Origin of the sequence: Paenibacillus mucilaginosus 3016, from assembly GCF_000250655.1 — a bacterium.
Taxonomy (GTDB): Bacteria; Bacillota; Bacilli; order Paenibacillales; family NBRC-103111; genus Paenibacillus_G; species Paenibacillus_G mucilaginosus.
Map to the genome: position 1 here is coordinate 4,482,005 of NC_016935.1, position 17,872 is coordinate 4,499,876.

Consider the following 17,872-nt stretch of genomic DNA (forward strand, 5'->3'; position numbering starts at 1 on the left):
GGCATTACTCCTCTTCATTCAAGCCGGCGGCCACTTCCTCCAGAAGCTCTTCCAGCTCATCCAGCCCAAGATTTTTGTAGGCAAAGTCCGTTGGGGTATGCTCGGTCTCCCGGACACCGGCACAGTGGTCGGCGAGCAAACGGAGCTGCTCGTGAAGATGCCCGGCGATCCGTTCCATCGTCTCCCGGCGGTGCAGTCCGGCGTCGTACTCCCAGTCCAGGATCAAGGCATCCTGCTCCTGGTGGGCGTTCAGGTTCCAAACGTGCAGGAGCGGCATCCGGGGGTTGAACGAGCTTCCCGGCTGGAGCCGCGAGAGCTCGGTACCTCCCGCATCCAGGCGCTGCTGGTACTCTCCCATATAATTGAAGGAGATTTCGGGCAGCAAGGAGTGCGGGAAGTCCTTCCGGTCCGCAGGCGGTGTCAGATACTTCAGGACGCCGAAGCCGGCTCCTCTGCGGGGGACCTGCCGGAGGTGTTCCTTGACCGACTTGATGCTTCGTCCGGGAGAGCGGTCCCGGCCGAGCTCCAGTTTCACCGGATACATCGATGTGAACCAGCCGACGGTGCGGGAGACATTCAGCTCCGGCAGCAGCCCTTCGCGGCCGTGGCCTTCGAGCTGAACCAGCAGGGCATGGAGCCCCCAAGCCTCTTCCAGCGTCCGGGCGAGTGCCGTAAGCAGCATGACGTCCATGTCCGCGTTATAGACCCGTCCGGCTTCCCGGATCAGGCTCTTCGTGAGCTCGGGAGACCAGGAGAGGCGGATCGTCCGCCGTCCGGCCTCACCCGTGTTCCCATCCACCGGCAGGCGGGCCTCCGTTCCCTTCGCGAGTTCCGCCCAGTAGCTTTTCTCCTTAAAGAGATCCGTGCTTAGAGCATACCTCTCCAGGCCTGCGGCCCAGTCGCGGAACGGATGCGTCTTTGGTGGAAGTAGCGTTCCGGCCGGAACGCCGGCGGACATCCCGCTGTAGAGGGTAATCACGTCTTCAAGCAGGATGCGCCACGAGACGCTGTCGATGACGAGATGATGCACGGCGATCAGGAGATGGTCTCCTTCCGGCGTATGGAACAGGCCGAGCCGTACCAGCGGTCCTTGGTCCAGATTCATGCCGGATTGAATCCGGGTGCATTCCGCTTCGATCCGGCCTTCCTGGCCGCTCTCTTTCGTCCAATCGAAGCTTTCCATAGTGAAGCCGTCTTCTCCGGCCGGCCGGTGAACCGCCCGGAAGCCTGGCGTCCCGCTGTCCGGGAACACCAGCCGGAGTGCGTCGTGATGGCGCACAAGCGTGGTGAACACTTCGCGGATGATCTCCTCCCGGAAGCCTTCCCGGCGGTACAGCATCATAGCCTGGTTGAAGTGCGCTTCGCGTCCCAGCCGCTCGAAGAACCAGCGCTGGACAGGCGTCAATGCGCTTTCCCCCGTGATCTCCTCCTGCGGCGCGGCAGCCGATTCCGCCTGAAGATGCAGGCTCAATCCGGCGATCGTCGGATACTGGAAGAAATCCCGTACATCCAGCCGCAGGCCGTGCTTGTGCAGGCGGGACATCACCTGGATCGCTTTGATGGAATCCCCGCCCAGGGAGAAGAACGGATCGTGGATGCTGACCTTCCGGACCTGAAGCACGTCCTGCCACAGCTGCACGAGCAGCTCTTCCGCGGGGCTGCGGGGCCCCTCGTACGGAGCTCCGGTCAGCACCTCGTCCGGAGGCGCGGGAAGGGCCTTCACGTCCAGCTTGCCGTTGGCCGTCACCGGCATGGCGTCAAGCCTGACGAAGTGCGAAGGAATCATATAGCCCGGCAGCCGCTCCGCCAGGAACTCGCGGAGCAAGGTGACCGGGAGCTCCCGGTCCGATACAAGGTACGCGCACAGCGTTCTCTCCCCTGCTCCGCCGTCCCATGGCGTAACCACCGCTGCGGTAATATCTGGATGTGCGAGCAGAGCGGCCTGGATCTCGCCCGGTTCGATCCGGTACCCGCGGATCTTCACCTGGCGGTCCGTCCGGCCGAGGAACTCGAGCCAGCCTTCGGTGCGCCATCTCGCCCGGTCGCCGGTGCGGTACATCCGCGCCCCCGGATACAGGCCGTACGGATCGGGCACGAAGCGCTCCGCGGTCAGCGCCGGGTCACCGGCATAGCCGTCCGCGAGGCACTCCCCACCGATGTACAGTTCACCGGGAACGCCGGCCGGGCACAGGTTCCCGTGGCTGTCAAGCACGTAATAGCGGGCGCCTCGGATGGGCCTGCCGTACGGAATGCTCGTCCACTCGGGGTCGATCTCCCCGACTTCGTGGAAGTTCGACCACACCGCGGCCTCGGTCGCCCCGCCCAGCGCGATGACGCGCACGCCCCGGCAGACGCGCTTCAGCGCCGGGGGAAGCGTCAGCGGAATCCAGTCGCCGCTCAGGAGCACCAGCCGCAGGCTGCCGGACATCTCCGCTTCCGGGAAGAACGGCTCGAGCTGCGCCAGGGCGGCGGGAGCCGAGTCCCACAGCGTGACGGGCTCATCCTTGAGCAGCGCGAGCAGCCGCTGCGGGCTGCGCAGATCCTGCTCGGCGACGATGCGGACCGAGCCGCCGGCCGCCAGCAGGCCGAAGATGTCGTAGACCGACAGGTCGAAGCTCAGTGAGGTGACGAACAGCACGCGGTCCTGCGGACCGACACCGAAGGTTTCGTTCACCCAGGTGATGAGATTGACCACGGGCCGGTGCGAGACGACGACCCCCTTGGGGGTTCCGGTCGAGCCGGAGGTGAAGATGGCGTAGGCGGGATTCGCAGCTCCTTCGATGCAGGCACCCGCTGCGGATGGCTGCGGCCTGACCGCTCCTTCGCCGTCCGCTTGCCGGCCGAGCACGGAACCGTCCTCGGCAGCCACAACACACTGCATGAATGGCGAGGCCTTCAGCAGGGCCAGGGCCTGATCACCGAGGGAAGCGGTAGCCATGACAGCCCTCATGCCAAGCGAGCCTGTGATGTGCTGCAGCCGGCTCACCGGCAGCGAAGCGTCGAGAGGCACATAGGCGGCGCCGGCCTTCAGCACGGCGAGAGCTGCACAGACCATGCGGATCGACCGCTCGGCAAGGATGCCGACAAAGCATCCGGGGCCGAGCCCCTCCCCGCGAAGCCGCTCCGCCAAGGAGTCCGTGCGCTCTTGCAGCTGCCCGTAGGTCAGTTCGCCTTCTTCGGATACGAGCGCGACTGCTCCTGGCGTACGGGCCGCCTGCGCCTCGAACAGCCCGTGGATCGTTGCCGGCATCCCCTCGGCAGGATAAGCCGGCTGTGGCCCACTGCAAAGCGCGAGCAGCTTCCGCTGTTCCGCTTCGCTCAGAAGGGAAGCTTCCGACAGACCCAGCTGCGGATTCGCGGAGAAGGCGCGAGCGAGCTCGAGGAAGCCGTGGGCCCACTGCTCGACGCTGTCCCTGCGGAACAATGCCGTACTGTACTCCAGCTCGAAGACGATCCGTCCTTCCCGTTCCTCCGCAAACAGCGTAAGGTCAAACTTCGCGACCGGGCTGTCCGCCTCCAGCTTCCGGATCTGAAGGGTAGTGCTGTCCAGCTGCGATTTGTCCATGTTCTGCCAGGCAAACATGGCATCGAACAAGGGGTTGCGGCTGAGATCGCGCTGCAGCTCCAGCTTCTCGACCAGCGACTCGAACGGCACATCCGCATGCTCCAAGGCATCCATGGACGTCTGCCGGATCTCTTTCAGATAATCCCGGAAGGCTTTGGAGAACTGCGGACGGGTGCGGAGCACCAGGGTATTCACGAACATACCCGCAATGCCTTCCAGCTCCCGGTGCGGCCGACCGGCCACCGGCGTGCCCACCAGCACTTCCTCCTGCCCGGACAGGCGGCTGAGCCAGGCCGTATAGAGCGCGAGCAGCACCATGTACAGCGTGCTCTCCTCTTCTTCGGCCAGACGGCGGAGGGCTCCGCTGAGCTCGGGATCCAGCTCGAAGCGCAGCCGGTCTCCCGCGAAGCTGCGCACGGCAGGGCGCACGGTATCGGAAGGCAGCTCCAGCGGCGTCAGCTCGCCTGCCAGCTGCTCTTCCCAGTAGCGCTGCTGCCGCTCGATCCGCTCACTTTGCAGGAACTGCTGCTGCCAGCACGCGTAGTCCTTGTACTGCAGCCGCAGCGGCGTCAGCTCCTCTCCTTCGTAGAGGCGCATCCACTCGCCGGCGAGCAGCTCCATCGTGACTCCGTCGGCGATCAGGTGGTGCATATCCAGGAGAAGCAGATGCCGCTCCGGAGCGAGCCCGATCAGCCCGGCCCGCACCAGCGGAGCCTCCTCCAGCCGGAAGGGCCGGATAAAGCTCCGGACGTATTCTTTCACAGGGGTGGATAAGGCTGCCCATCCAGATTCCTGAACGGCATCGGTATCTGCTTCCCCGCTGCCGGCCGGCACCAGATCCTGCGCATCGACAAAGCCCAGATCCAGCCGAACCTCTTCTGGCTGGAGAATCCGCTGCCGGGGCTCTACCTCCACCAGCGCAAAGGACGTCCTCAGCGCCTCGTGACGGCGGATCAGCGCCTGCAGCGCCTGCCCCAGCCGGACACGGTCGAGCCTGCCCGTAAGCTCCAAGACACCGGGCATATTGTAGCTGAGCTCCGCGCCGTCCAACTGCTGCAGAATATACAGCCGCTTCTGCGCGGACGATACCGGATACCACGACTGCGGCAGGGCTGACGGTATGGCCGCATACGGGCTGTCCGTCTGTTCTTCAAGCAGGCGGGCCAGCGACTCGACGGTCGGACAGCGGAACACGTCGCGGAGCGAGGCTTCGCGCTGCAGCTCCTGGTGTATCCGGGAGACGAGCATCGCCGCCTTCAGCGAGTGTCCGCCGATCCGGAAGAAGTCGTCGCGGATGCCGATGCGCTCGCGCCCCAGCAGCTCCTGCCAGATGCGGACCAGCCCGGTCTCCATCGCCGTGCCCGGGGGCACATACCGCTCTCCGGCCTGAAGCTCCGGACGGGGCAGCGACTTGCGGTCGAGCTTGCCGCTTGCGGTCACCGGCAGCCGGTCCAGCTTCATGATGTACGCCGGCACCATATACGGCGGCAGCGTCCGCTGCAGCGCTCGGCGGATGCTCTCCGCATCCGTCAGCTCGCTGCACACGACATAGGCGCACAGGTCCGCATCCCCCTGCGCATCACGGTGCAGGACGACCGCGGCTTCCCGGACGCCTTCGATCTCCAGCAGCCGCGCTTCGATCTCGCCCGGCTCAATGCGGTAGCCCCTCAGCTTGATCTGCTGGTCGATCCGCCCGAGATACTCGAGCCTGCCGTCTGGCCGCCAGCGGGCCAGGTCCCCCGTGCGGTACATCCGTCCGCCGGGGATGAACGGGTCCGGGGAGAACCGCTCCGCCGTGAGCTCCGGCCGGCCCCCGTAGCCCCGGGCGACGCCCGCGCCCGCCAGGCACAGCTCGCCCGGCACGCCGATGGGCTGCAGCGCATCGGCGGCGTTCAGTACGTAGGCCCGCGTATTGGCCAACGGCGTGCCGATCGGGATACCGCGCTCGGCGTCCTGCGCCGTAAGCTCGGCGCAGACGGCATAGACGGCGGCCTCCGTCGGGCCGTACAGGTTCACCAGCTGAGCGTGCGGCAGCCGTCTGAGGCATGTTCTTGCCGTCTCCGATGCCAGTGCTTCGCCGGCCGAGAAGACGTACTCCAGGCGGGGCAGCGATGCCGTCTGCACTTCCTCGAGGAACAGCCGGAGCATGGACGGCACGAAGTTCACGTGCGTGACTTCGAAGCGCTCCAGCGCCTGGAGCATCGCCCGCGGGTCCTTCTCGTCGCCGGCCGGAAGAACCGCCAGCGACGCGCCTTCCAGCAGGCCGCTGAAGAGCTCGGGCACCGAGACGTCGAAGGTGTACGGCGTCTTGAACAGGAAGCGGCTTCCGGCTTGCACCGGGTAGCGCTCCTGCAGGGCGCGGAGCGTGTTGACGGCCGAGCGGTGCTCGACCTGCACGCCCTTGGGCAGGCCGGTGGAGCCGGAGGTGTAGATGACATAGGCGAGCGACTCCGGATCGTACCCGGCATCCGCCTCCTCCGTCCAAGGGGCTGGGCCCGATGGTTCGGCGGCTTCCAAGTGCAGCCTCTCGGCATCCACGACAGGCACAGGACTGGTAAGCTCCGCAGGCAGCGGAGCAAGCGCAAGCAGCGCGGCCGCCCCGCTGTCCTGCAGCAGATACGCAATACGCTCTGCCGGATGTGACGGATCGACCGGCATATAAGCGGCACCGGTCTTCAGGATGCCGAAGAGGCTTGCAACCAGCTCCGGAGACCGCTCGGCGAATACGGCGACGACACTGCCCGGCCCGACGCCGGTGAGCCGCAGAGCGGCGGCGGTCCGGTTCGCCCGCGCATCCAGCTCGCGGTAGCTCCACTCGCCTGCGCCGCTCACGAGCGCGGTCCGCTCGGGCGTCAGCCGCACCCGCTCATCGAACAGGCCGTGAAGCGTCGCCAATGCTCCTTGCTTCGGGTAGGGCTTATCGGTTGTATTCCAATGCGTCAGCAGCCGCCGCTCGGCCGGCTGCAGCATGGAGGCCTCGGCCAGCGGCAGGTCCGGCTCTGCGGAGAAGGCGCGGGCGAGCTTGATCAGGCTGCGGGCCCACCGCTCCACGCTTTCCCTGCGGAACAATGCCGTACTGTACTCCAGCTCGAAGACGATCCGTCCTTCCCGTTCCTCCGCAAACAGCGTAAGGTCAAACTTCGCGACCGGGCTGTCCGCCTCCAGCTTCCAGATCTGCAGCGCCTTGCTGTCGAGCCGCGATCTGTCCATGTTCTGCCAGGCAAACATGGCATCGAACAAGGGGTTGCGGCTGAGATCGCGCTGCAGCTCCAGCTTCTCGACCAGTGACTCGAACGGCACATCCGCATGCTCCAGGGCATCCATGGACGTCTGCCGGATCTCTTTCAGGTAATCGCGGAAGGCTTTGGCGAACTGCGGACGGGAGCGGATCACCAGGGTATTCACGAACATGCCCGCGATGCCTTCCAGCTCCCGGTGCGGCCGGCCGGCCACCGGCGTGCCCACCAGCACTTCCTCCTGCCCGGACAGGCGGCTGAGCCAGGCCGTATAGAGCGCGAGCAGCACCATGTACAGCGTGCTCTGCTCTTCTTCGGCCAGCCGGCGGAGGGCCCCGCTGAGTTCCCCATCCAGCTCGAAGTGCAGACGGTCTCCCGCGAAGCTGCGCACGGCAGGGCGCACGGCGTCGGACGGCAGCTCCAGCGGCGTCAGCTCGCCTGCCAGCTGCTCTTCCCAGTAGCGCTGCTGCCGCTCGATCCGTTCACTTTGCAGGAACTGCTGCTGCCAGCACGCATAGTCCTTGTACTGCAGCCGCAGCGGCGGCAGCTCCTCTCCTTCGTAGAGGCGCATCCACTCGCCGGCGAGCAGCTCCATCGTGACCCCGTCGGCGATCAGGTGGTGCATATCCAGGAGAAGCAGATGCCGTTCCGGAGCGAGCCCGACCAGCCCGGCCCGCACCAGCGGAGCCTCCTCCAGCCGGAAGGGCCGGATAAAGCTCCGGACGTACTCTTTCACGGGGGCGGATAAGGATCTCCATACGGATTCCCGTCCGGATTCAAGACCGGCCAATGGATCTGCCTCGCGGCTTGATTGTCCTGCACTGCCGGCCGGCACCAGATCCTGAGCATGGACATAGCCCAGCTCCAGCTGCACCTCCTCCGGCGGGAGAATCCGCTGCCGGGGCTCTCCCTCCACCAGCGCAAAGGAAGTCCTCAGCGCCTCGTGGCGGCGGACCAGCGACTGCAGCGCCTGCTCCAGCCGGGCGCGGTCGAGCCTGCCCGTCAGCTCCATAACACCGGGCATATTGTAGCTGAGCTCCGCCCCGTCCAACTGCTGCAGAATATACAGCCGTTTCTGCGCGGACGATACCGGATACCACGGCTGCAGCAGGGCCGCCGGGATGCCCGCATACGGGCTGTCCGTCTGTTCTTCAAGCAGGCGGGCCAGCGACTCGACGGTCGGACAGCGGAACACGTCGCGGAGCGATGCTTCGCGCTGCAGCTCCTGGTGTATCCGGGAGACGAGCATCGCCGCCTTCAGCGAGTGTCCGCCGATCCGGAAGAAGTCGTCACGGATGCCGATGCGCTCGCGCTCCAGCAGCTCCTGCCAGATGCGGACCAGCCCGGTCTCCATCGCCGTGCCCGGGGGCACATACCGCTTCCCGGCCTGAAGCTCCGGACGGGGCAGCGACTTGCGGTCGAGCTTGCCGCTTGCGGTCACCGGCAGCCGGTCCAGCTTCATGATGTACGCCGGCACCATATACGGCGGCAGCGTCCGCTGCAGATCACGGCGGATGCCCTCCGCATCCGTCAGCTCGCTGCACACTACATAGGCGCACAGGTCCGCATTCTCCTGTGTATCACGGTGCAGGACGACCGCAGCTTCCTGCACGCCCCCGATCTCCAGGAGCCGCGCTTCGATCTCGCCCGGCTCAATGCGGTAGCCCCTCAGCTTGATCTGCTGGTCGATCCGGCCGAGATACTCAAGCTTTCCGTCAGGCAGCCAGCGGGCCAAGTCCCCCGTGCGGTACATCCGCCCGCCGGGGACGAACGGGTCCGGAGAGAACATCTCCTGCGTGAGCTCCGGCCGGCCCCCGTAGCCCCGGGCGACACCCACGCCCGCCAGGCACAGCTCGCCCGGCACCCCGATGGGCTGCAGCGCATCGGCGGCGTTGAGCACGTAAGCCCGCATGTTGGCCAGCGGCGTGCCGATCGGAATGCCGCGTTCGGCGTCCTCCGCCGTAAGCTCGGCGCACACGGCATAGACGGCGGCCTCCGTCGGGCCGTACAGGTTGGCCAGCTGAGCCTGCGGCAGCCGCTCGAGGCACGTCCGCGCCGTCTCAGCAGCGAGCGCTTCGCCGACTGAGAAGACATACTCCAGCCGGGGCAGCGATGCCGGCGGCACTTCTTCGAGGAACAGCCGGAGCATCGACGGCACAAAGTTCACGTGCGTGACTTCGAAGCGCTCCAGCGCCCGGAGCATTGCCCGCGGGTCCTTCTCGTCGCCGGCCGGCAGAACCGCCAGCGACGCGCCTTCCAGCAGACCGCCGAACAGCTCGGGCACCGAGACGTCGAAGGTGTACGGTGTCTTGAACAGGAAGCGGCTTCCGGCTTCCAGGGGGTAGCGCTCCTGCAGGGCGCGGAGCGTGTTGACGGCCGAGCGGTGCTCGACCTGCACGCCCTTGGGCAGGCCGGTGGAGCCGGAGGTGTAGATGACATAGGCGAGCGACTCCGGATGGTACCCGGCATCCGCCTCCTCCGTCCAAGGGGCTGGGCCCGATGGTTCGGCGGCTTCCGAATGCAGGCTCTCCGCATCCAGGACAGGCACAGGACTGGTTAGCTCCCCAGGCAGCGGAGCAAGCGCAAGCAGCGCGGCCGCCCCGCTGTCCTGCAGGAGATAGGCGATGCGCTCAGCCGGATGGGACGGATCGACCGGCATATAAGCGGCACCGGCCTTCAGGATGCCGAAGAGGCTTGCGACCAGCTCCGGCGACCGCTCGGCGAATACGGCGACGACGCTGCCCGGCCGGATGCCGGCGAGCCGCAGCGCGGCGGCGGTCCGGTTCGCCCGCACACCCAGCTCGCGGTAGCTCCACTCGCCTGCGCCGCTCACGATCGCAGTCCTCTCGGGCGTCAGCCGCACCCGCTCATCGAACAGGCCGTGAAGGGTGGCTCCCCTTCCCTCCTGCGGATAAGCCCGTTCCGTTTGGTTGAAGCGCTCCAGCGTCAGCTTTTCTTCCGGAGTCAGTCTTCCCTCGCTCCCGAGGCTGTCGATCTTTTGCAGGGGATGAAGAAGAATGCTCTCCAGCAGCGTACGGAAGTAGGCCGCCAGTCTTTCCATGCGTTCCGTGCGGAAGAGGTCCGTGTTGTATTCAATGAGACATGCTGCCCCTTCCTCGCCTTCGAACACTTCCATCGACAGGTCAACATGTGAGGCAAGCCGGTCGACGAGCATGAACTCCCAGTCGAGCTCCGGCACACCATCCAAGGGGGGAAGCGGTTTTTGGAGCGTGAACATGACCTGAAACAGCGGGCTGTGGCTCATCACCCTCTGGGGGCTCACCGCATGGACGACCCGGTCGAACGGCACATCCTGGTGTTCGAAGGCCCCCAGCGCCTTCTCCCGGACTTGGGCGAGTACGGCTGCGAATCCCGGATTGCCCGAAAGGTCGGTCCGAATGGCCAAGGTATTGATGAACGGGCCCACCAGCAGCTCGAGCTCCGGACGGGATCTTCCGGAAACGGGGGTTCCCACTGCGAAGTCACTTTGGCCCGTGTGCTGGTACAGCATGACCTTGAACGCAGCGAGCAGTGTGATGAAGGGCGTGACGCCCTCACGGCGGCTGAACTCCTTGAGGCTGTTCCACAAGGATTTGGGCAGAAGGACCGTGCAGGACGAGCCGTTAAAGGTCTGGACCGGCGGCCTCGGAAGGTCGCTGTGCAGATGAAGGGCAGGCACATCCGCCAGCTCCTCCTTCCAGTACGAAAGCTGCTCCTGCCATCCCGGATGATCCTGCCGGCTGCGCTGCCACGCTGCGTAATCCGGATACTGGATGTCCAGCGGGTCGAGCGCAGGCTCCCCGTTCAAGGTACCGGCCCGGTAAAAGGCCAGCAGATCACCGATCAGCACACTGAGCGACCACCCGTCGAAAATCACATGATGCAGGATGAGGAACAGGACATGTTCCTCATCCCCGATGCGCCACAGACTGGCCCGCCACAAGGGACGGGACATGTCCAGGGATACGGCCAGCAGCTCCCGGATCTGTGCCTGTACGTCCGCGAGACGGCTTTCCGGTGAATCCCCGCAGCAGGACCGAACCTCAACCGGTGTTCCTTCGAACGCTGCAGGTACCTGAACCGGCCGGCCGTCATCGTCTGTCCTGATTACCGTTCTCAGAATCTCATGACGGCGGACCACCTGGCTGAAGCTGCTCTGCAGCGTATGTACATTCAGCGGCCCCCGGATGCGAAGGCATACGGGCAGATTATAGAAAGGACTGCCGGGCTCCAGCTGCTGCTGGAGCCAGAGCCTCTCCTGGGTGATCGACAGAGGAGCCTCTTCCCCTCTGTTTTGTGCCGCCTGTATCCGGTCATCCTGTTCCGTCAGTCTGCGCTTCATCCGTTCGATGAGCGCGGCCCGCTGCTGCGCGGGCAGATGCTGCAGCCTTTGGATCAGGTCACTCACCGCGGATCGCCTCCTGCCGAAACTTCCTGCAGCATCGCCGTGAGTTCCTCGGTGGACAGCTTCTCCAGCTCCTGCATGATCTGCTGCTCCTCAGTGCCGAGCGCATGGTTCCCGTCCTCCAGCAGCTCCAGAATCAGGTCGGCCAGCTCGCTGATGGAAGGACCCTTGAGCAGCTCGACGATCGTCAGGGAAATCTGCAGCCGGCTGTCGATCCGTCCTTTCAGTTCAATGGCCATCATGGAGTCCAGCCCCCAGTAGGACATCGACTGGTCGGTCGCGAGCTTCGAGCGGTGGATTCTCAGAATGGAAGCCGTGAGGTCAAGCAGGTACGACTCCAAGTGCTCCTTCCGCTCCCCTTTCTCCAAGGCAAGGATCTCGGTAAGAAAAGCATCCTGACGATCCGCCTCATCCCTCTCCTCGCCGCTGCCGCTGCGGGCAATCACGTCCTGCAGCATTAACGGCGCCTGTCCGAGCGGATAGTTGAAGTCCGCTACGGTAGGCCAGTCCGCTCCGATGACGGTAGACTGCGTGTACGGGCAGCCCATGAGATAGCCGAGCGCATCGAGTCCCTGCTCCAGGGTCATCGGATAGAAGCCGCGCTTGACGAAATACTCCAGGAGGTCCAGCTGCGTGGCCAGACCCACGTCGCCCCATGGCCCCCAATTGATGCTGAGGGCAGGCAGGCCAAGCGACTGGCGGTAATGAGCCAGCGCGTCCATGAACGCATTGCCCGCAGAGTAATTGCTCTGACCGGTAGAGACGACGACGGAAGCAATGGAAGAATACAAGATGAAGAAATCCAGGGCATGCCCCTCGAACTGCCGGTGCAAATTCCAGGCTCCCGCTGCCTTGGGCCGCATGACATCACTGAATTCTTCTCCGGTCATATGCAGGAGCAGCTTCGGTCTGGCGACGCCCGCCGTGTGAAGAACACCCCGGATCGGAGGCCGCTGCTCCGCTTCATATCCGGCGATCCATGAAGCAAGGGAGTCCCCGTCCGTCACATCGACGGCAGCCGTATAGACCGAAGCCCCCAGCAGCTCGATCTCGCGGACAGCGGCAATGCGCTGGCCGGCCGGACTATTCTTGTCGGTGCCTGCCCACTGCGTGCGGGGCGGCAGGCCCTGACGCCCCATAAGAATCAGATGGCGCGCTCCGCGCTGGGCCATCCACTTGGCGGTGACGAGGCCGAGCCCCCCCAGTCCCCCCGTGATCAAATACGCGCCGTCCTGCCGCATGGCCGGAGGGACGGGCAGCGCGTGGCTGCTGCACAGCGTGAGGCGGACGGTATGCCGCTTCCCATCGCGGAAAGCCGTCTGGTCCTCCCTGTCGGCGTGCCGGACCTGGTTCCACAAGAGCTCTGCGTCCTTCTTCGGGTCAAGCGACAGCGGATCGAGATCGACCATCCCTCCCCAGAATTCGGCATGCTCCTGATGGCCGATGATTTTACCGAGACCCCACACGGGCGCCTGCGCGATCTGGAGCCCTTCCGCCGAATCGCCTACGGCCTGGGCTCCCCGGGTAACGATCCACAGCTTGGGAGCCGTTTTGGAGAGACCTTTGGACAGTGCCTGAATCAAGTACACCGCCGAATGGCATCCGGTGATCTCGGATTGCAGAAGCGTGTCCGGGCCCGCCTCCTCCGTCACGACGGCATCCAGATTCCACAGGTGAAGCATCCCCTGGAACCGGACTCCGTCGGCCAGCGTTTGCTGAAGCAGGGCTTCATAGTGCTCGGGGTTCCGCGGGTCGATCCGGTACTCCGAGACCGACGATTTCTCGAACCCGTCTCCCGGCCGCAGCATCACAGCGGTCAGGCCAAGGCCGCCCAGTTGGGCTGACAGTGCGTCGCCAAGACCGTTTCCGTCTGCCAATACCAGCCATGCATTCGTCCCCTGCGGCCACTCCCTGGCAGGCACGTCCTCCCCGCGCTCCGACGGGCTCCATTTCATCTCATAGAAAGACTGGGGCTTGACCCACTTTTGGGCGGAATCTTCCTGCAGTGACCGGGCTTCGCAGCGCAGAATTTCCATGAGCACGTTCCCGTCCTCATCCAGGAACTGGATATCCCCATACAGCACTTGGGGGGTGCTCTCGGTAATCCGGGCATGAATCCACATCCGCTGGTTTACGCTGCGGTACAGAGTGCCTTGTTTTACTCCCGTAGGCATATAGACGGAAGCTGCGTTCTCTTCCTCGCTGAACGGAAGCGCAGCCGCGAGGACCTGGAAGCCGACATCGAGTACAGCCGGATGGATCGAATACCGGTCGCATTCCGGGAGAACCTCTTCCGGAATTTCAACCTGTCCCAGCGCTTCGTCCGCCCCCTGAAGAAGCTTCCGGATTCCCCGGAAGGCAGGCCCGTACTCCAGGCCCAGCTTGCGGAAATGACTGTAGCACCGTTCCCGGTCGATCTCTGTGGTGCAGCGTTCCTGCAGATCAGAAAGGTTCTGCGCCTTTGGTGCCTGGCCCACTTGGGAAATGAACCTGCCGGTCGCATGCAGCGTCCACTCCTGCCGGTCCATCCGGCTGGTGCTGTAGATCCGGAAGACGGCATCCTCCGGGTCGAATACCAGCCGGAGCCAGACGTTCACCCCGCCCGGGATGAACAGGGCTTTGCGGAAGCGCACTTCCCCGCACAGTCCCGAGCCGGATCCGCCGTAGATCTCGCGGGCGGCGGCCATGCCCATCTCCACGTAAGCGGCGCCCGGATAGACGACGGTACTCTGAATCTCATGATCGCGCAGGAAGCTGAGCTGACTCAGGTTCAGTTCCTTTTCCCAAGTGGGCTGCGGTGAGGAGAGCCTGCGGCCCAGCAGCGGATGGCACTCGCAGCCCAGCCGCTCCGCTTCGGCTTCGGGGGATTCCTGCCAATGACGCTCACGCTGCCATGGATACATCGGGAGGGAGACCGGATCCCCGCCGAAGGGATACATGCTGCTCCAGTCGACGGTGGCGCCTGCGGTGTACAGCGCTCCAAGGGCTTCCAGCACGCAGCGGGTCTCCTCCTCTCCGCGGCGGAGGGAGGCGGCCGTCGTTCCCGTCCGCCCCAGCCGGCTGAGACATTCCTGCAGCGACGAGGAGAGCACCGGATGCGGGCCGATCTCGATGAAGGTGGTATGCCCTTCCTCAATGAGGGCGGCTGCCGCATCGGCGAACCGCACCGTCTCCCGCACATTATGCCACCAATACGCCGCCCCGAGCTCTCTCCCGCTGATCTGCGCCCCGGTCACGGTCGAATACAAAGGGATGTGCTCGTCGCGAGGGGCCAGTCCGGACAGCGAAGTCAGCAGCTCTTCCCGCAGCGGATCCATGTAATGGCTGTGATAAGGCACTTTGCCGCGCAGGTAGCGGCTGAAGACGCCTTCCGCTTCGATCGCGGAGACGATCTTCTCCAGAGCCTGCGGCTCCCCGACCAGCGTGACGGAGCCGGGTGAGTTCACGGCCGCGAAGGATACCCGGTCTTCGAGCCCGGCGAGGCGCGGTGCGGCTTCCTCGAGGGACAATCCGACCGCGGCCAGCCTTCCCTGCCCGGTGGTCATCTGCTGCAGCCGGCTGCGGTGATAGATCAACAGGGCCGCATCGTCCAAGCTGAGCGCTCCGCTGACATACGCGGCAGCCGCTTCCCCCGCGCTGTGGCCGACAATCGCCTTGGGCCGGATGCCTCTTGCTTCCAGCAGCGCCGCCAAAGCAACCTGCAGCACAAAGTTCGCCGGCTGGGCAATCTCGGTCTCCTCCATGCGGGACTCCTCTTGGGGCTTCAGCATGGCTTCGAGTATGGACCAGCCGGATGCTTTGCGGAACGCCTCGTCGCACCGGTCGGCGGCCTCACGGAAGATGCCGTCTTCCCGGTAGAGCTGCTGCCCCATCGCCCACCACTGCGGGCCCATTCCCGTGAAGACGAAGACGGGCTCTGAGGCCGGGACATGGTCCGCACCGACATGCAGTCCTGCGGCAGGCTCTCCCTGTGCTGCGGCAGCAAGCTGATCTCCAAGCTCCGACCATGAGCCGGCAGCCGCGCTGAGTCGGAACCGGTGATGGCTCCGCCGAAGGCTCGCCGTATAGCACCAATCGTGAAGCGAAGGCGGTTGGGCGGAGCTGCGGAACTCGGCAATCCGCTCCGCATAAGCAGCGGCCAGGGCAGCCAATGCTTCTTTGCTCTGTGCGCTGACAGGGAAAAGATAGCTTTTCCCGGCGCCGTCACCGTCTTCGTCGCTGCCTGCCCGTCTCGCAATGGCCGGCGCCTCTTCGAGCACGACATGGGCGTTCGTGCCTCCGAAGCCGAATGAATTCACTCCGGCGAGTGCCTGTCCAGCCTGTCCCCCGGCCGAAGGCCAAGGGGTTACGGCTTCAGGAACCTGGAGAAGGTGTTCCCCGAACCGAATCTGCGGGTTCGGCTGCTGCAGATGCAGGTGCGGCGGAATCAGGCGGTGCTTGAGCGACAGCGCCGTTTTGATCAGCCCGGCGATGCCGGCCGCCGCTTCGGTATGGCCGAAGTTCGTTTTTACCGAGCCGATGTAGCACGGTGATGCGGCATCCCGTCCTCGGGAGAGGATCCGGCCGAGCGCATTGGCTTCGATCGGATCGCCGACCGGTGTGCCTGTGCCGTGAGCTTCCACGTATTGAATCTGGTCGGGTGTGATCCCGGCCTTGGCATAAGCTTCAAGGAGAAGCGCCTCCTGGGCTTCTCCCCGGGGAACGGTCAGCCCGCTGGAGTGGCCGTCTTGGTTGACCGCCGTACCGCGGATGCAGGCATATACCGGGTCACCGTCCGCAAGCGCGCGGGCCAGCGGTTTCAGGACGACGATTCCGGCGCCCTCCCCGCGCACATAGCCGTTAGCCGACGCGTCGAACGCCTTGGAACGGCCGTCGGGGGACAGCATGCCGGCCTTCGACTCGGCAATCGTATACTCGGGCTTGATCATCACGTTGACGCCGCCGGCCAGGGCCATCTCGCTTTCCCCGTTCCACAGGCTTTGGCAGGCCAGGTGGACGGCCACGAGCGACGAGGAGCAGGCGGTGTCGACCGATACGCTCGGCCCCCGCAGATCGAACATATAGGAGAGGCGGTTGGACAGAAGGGTCATCATCGAGCCTGTAGCGGTATGGGAATCGACCAAATGACGGTTGCTCTCCTGGAATTGAAGCAGTTTGTAGTCCAGGGTGAATCCGCCGATGTACACCCCCGTCCGGCTTCCCGCCATCCGCTCCAGCGGCTGGCCCCCATCCTCGAGCGCTTCCAGGGCCACTTCGAGCAGCAGGCGCTGCTGGGGATCGAGGAAGGCCGCCTCCCGCGGCGACATGCCGAAGAAACCGGCATCGAATTCGTCGATCCGATCCAGGAAGCCGCCCCACTTCGTTACGGTTTTGGCTTGTTTGGAGCGCTCCGGGTCATAGTAGGAGTGAATACTCCAGCGGTCCGCCGGCACTTCCGTAACGGCGTCCCTGCCTTCAGTGAGAAGCTTCCAATACAGTTCGGGAGAATGGGCTCCGCCGGGGAACCGGCATCCGACCCCGATGATGGCGATTGGCTCTAACGGCATACGGTTGTCCATCTGCTTATACACCTCGTTATCATAATCAAGCGGAATGCAAGTGGTGATTGCAGCTAAAGGTTTGCTGCTGCATGTCGCAGCTGACTGCCAATTCAGTGCTGCACACAACGATTCAAGGGTAAGCATAATCGATCCCGCACAGGGCCTGATAGATCCCAAATGGGATATATCAGGCATCGTCCTACGGGGATACATGCGGCAGTCCGGCGCGGGACGGGTCCACGGTTCGGCGGCAGCCGGTAAGGCTTATGTACGAAGACCCGTTCCTGCCGCCAACCCGGCAGCCGGTACGCTTCTCAGCGTATGATTGATGAGAACGATCATCTCAGTCCGGTGACGGCTGTCGTTCAGGAAAAAGTGATCTCCCTCGTAAGCTTTCAGCCGGCACTCGCCCCCAGTATGCCTGCTCCACTCCGGCACGTTCGGCAGATGCGTTCTGTCTTCCGTTCCATACATGACGGTGATATCGAATGGAAAGGGCGGACGTTCCCGGTAGACATACGTTTCGGAAATCCGGTAATCCTCTCTCAGGATCGGCAGGAACAAAGATAAGATCTCCTTATGCTGCAGCACCTCCCGCGGCGTGCCTCCCAGCTCGAAGATCGCCTCCATGAACTCCTGATCCCCCAGCGGATAAAGAAAGGAGACGTTCGCGCTTCGGTTCCAGATGCACAGCTCCCCGTCCGGACGCAAAGAGATGGAAGGGCTCTCTTCCCCCGTCCTGCAGCAGCAGATGAGCGGCTTCATAAGCAACCAGGCTGCCCAGACTGTGACCGAAGACAGAAAAGGGAGCTTCTCCCGCTTCCTTCCGGATCCGGGCGGCCGCATCGCGGGACAGTGACTCGATGTCCCGGCACAGCGGTTCCCCGATCCGGCTTCCCCGTCCGGGCAGCTCCAGAGGCACGAGTTCGATGTCCGGGTGGAGCTCCGCCCTCCAGCGGGAGTAGATTGCGGCTGAACCGCCGGCATAAGGAATGCAAAATAATTTCATTTGAAATCATCATCCTTTCTCATAAATAACAGAAGACAGAAACGAGCTGGAACGAGTTGAGTCCTGTATGTCTTCTATTTCAAAAAAGCGGCGGCACCCTGCCGGATGCCGCCTGAT

The 17,872-nt window shown here is 64.5% G+C and carries 4 protein-coding genes; all 4 read right to left on the reverse strand.

Going from position 1 to position 17,872, the window contains the following annotated elements:
• Positions 1-4 precede the first annotated feature (4 nt).
• Positions 5-11,209 (reverse strand): non-ribosomal peptide synthetase, encoded by an 11,205-nt coding sequence (locus PM3016_RS19290; protein ID WP_014370603.1) that lies wholly within the window; start codon positions 11,207-11,209, stop codon positions 5-7.
• Entirely contained in the window at positions 11,206-16,764 is a 5,559-nt protein-coding gene (locus tag PM3016_RS19295) for a type I polyketide synthase (protein WP_014370604.1), read from the reverse strand. Before PM3016_RS19295 ends, PM3016_RS19290 begins: the two co-directional genes overlap by 4 nt.
• Positions 16,765-17,010: 246 nt before the next feature.
• Entirely contained in the window at positions 17,011-17,376 is a 366-nt protein-coding gene (locus PM3016_RS40845) for a thioesterase II family protein (RefSeq protein ID WP_274379985.1), read from the reverse strand.
• Positions 17,324-17,755 carry a thioesterase II family protein gene (locus PM3016_RS40850; RefSeq protein ID WP_274379986.1) on the reverse strand — a complete coding sequence of 144 codons (432 nt, stop codon included), beginning with the start codon at positions 17,753-17,755 and terminating at the stop codon, positions 17,324-17,326. The genes PM3016_RS40845 and PM3016_RS40850 overlap by 53 nt, the downstream gene beginning before the upstream one ends.
• Between the last annotated feature and the right edge of the window lie 117 nt (positions 17,756-17,872).

What these genes read in the sequence shown, in the direction of transcription:
- PM3016_RS19295 (WP_014370604.1), bottom strand. Translation starts at nt 16,764, where the DNA reads ATGGACAACCGTATGCCGTTAGAGCCAATCGCCATCATCGGGGTCGGA.
- PM3016_RS40845 (WP_274379985.1), bottom strand. Translation starts at nt 17,376, where the DNA reads ATGGAGGCGATCTTCGAGCTGGGAGGCACGCCGCGGGAGGTGCTGCAG.
- PM3016_RS40850 (WP_274379986.1), bottom strand. Translation starts at nt 17,755, where the DNA reads ATGAAATTATTTTGCATTCCTTATGCCGGCGGTTCAGCCGCAATCTAC.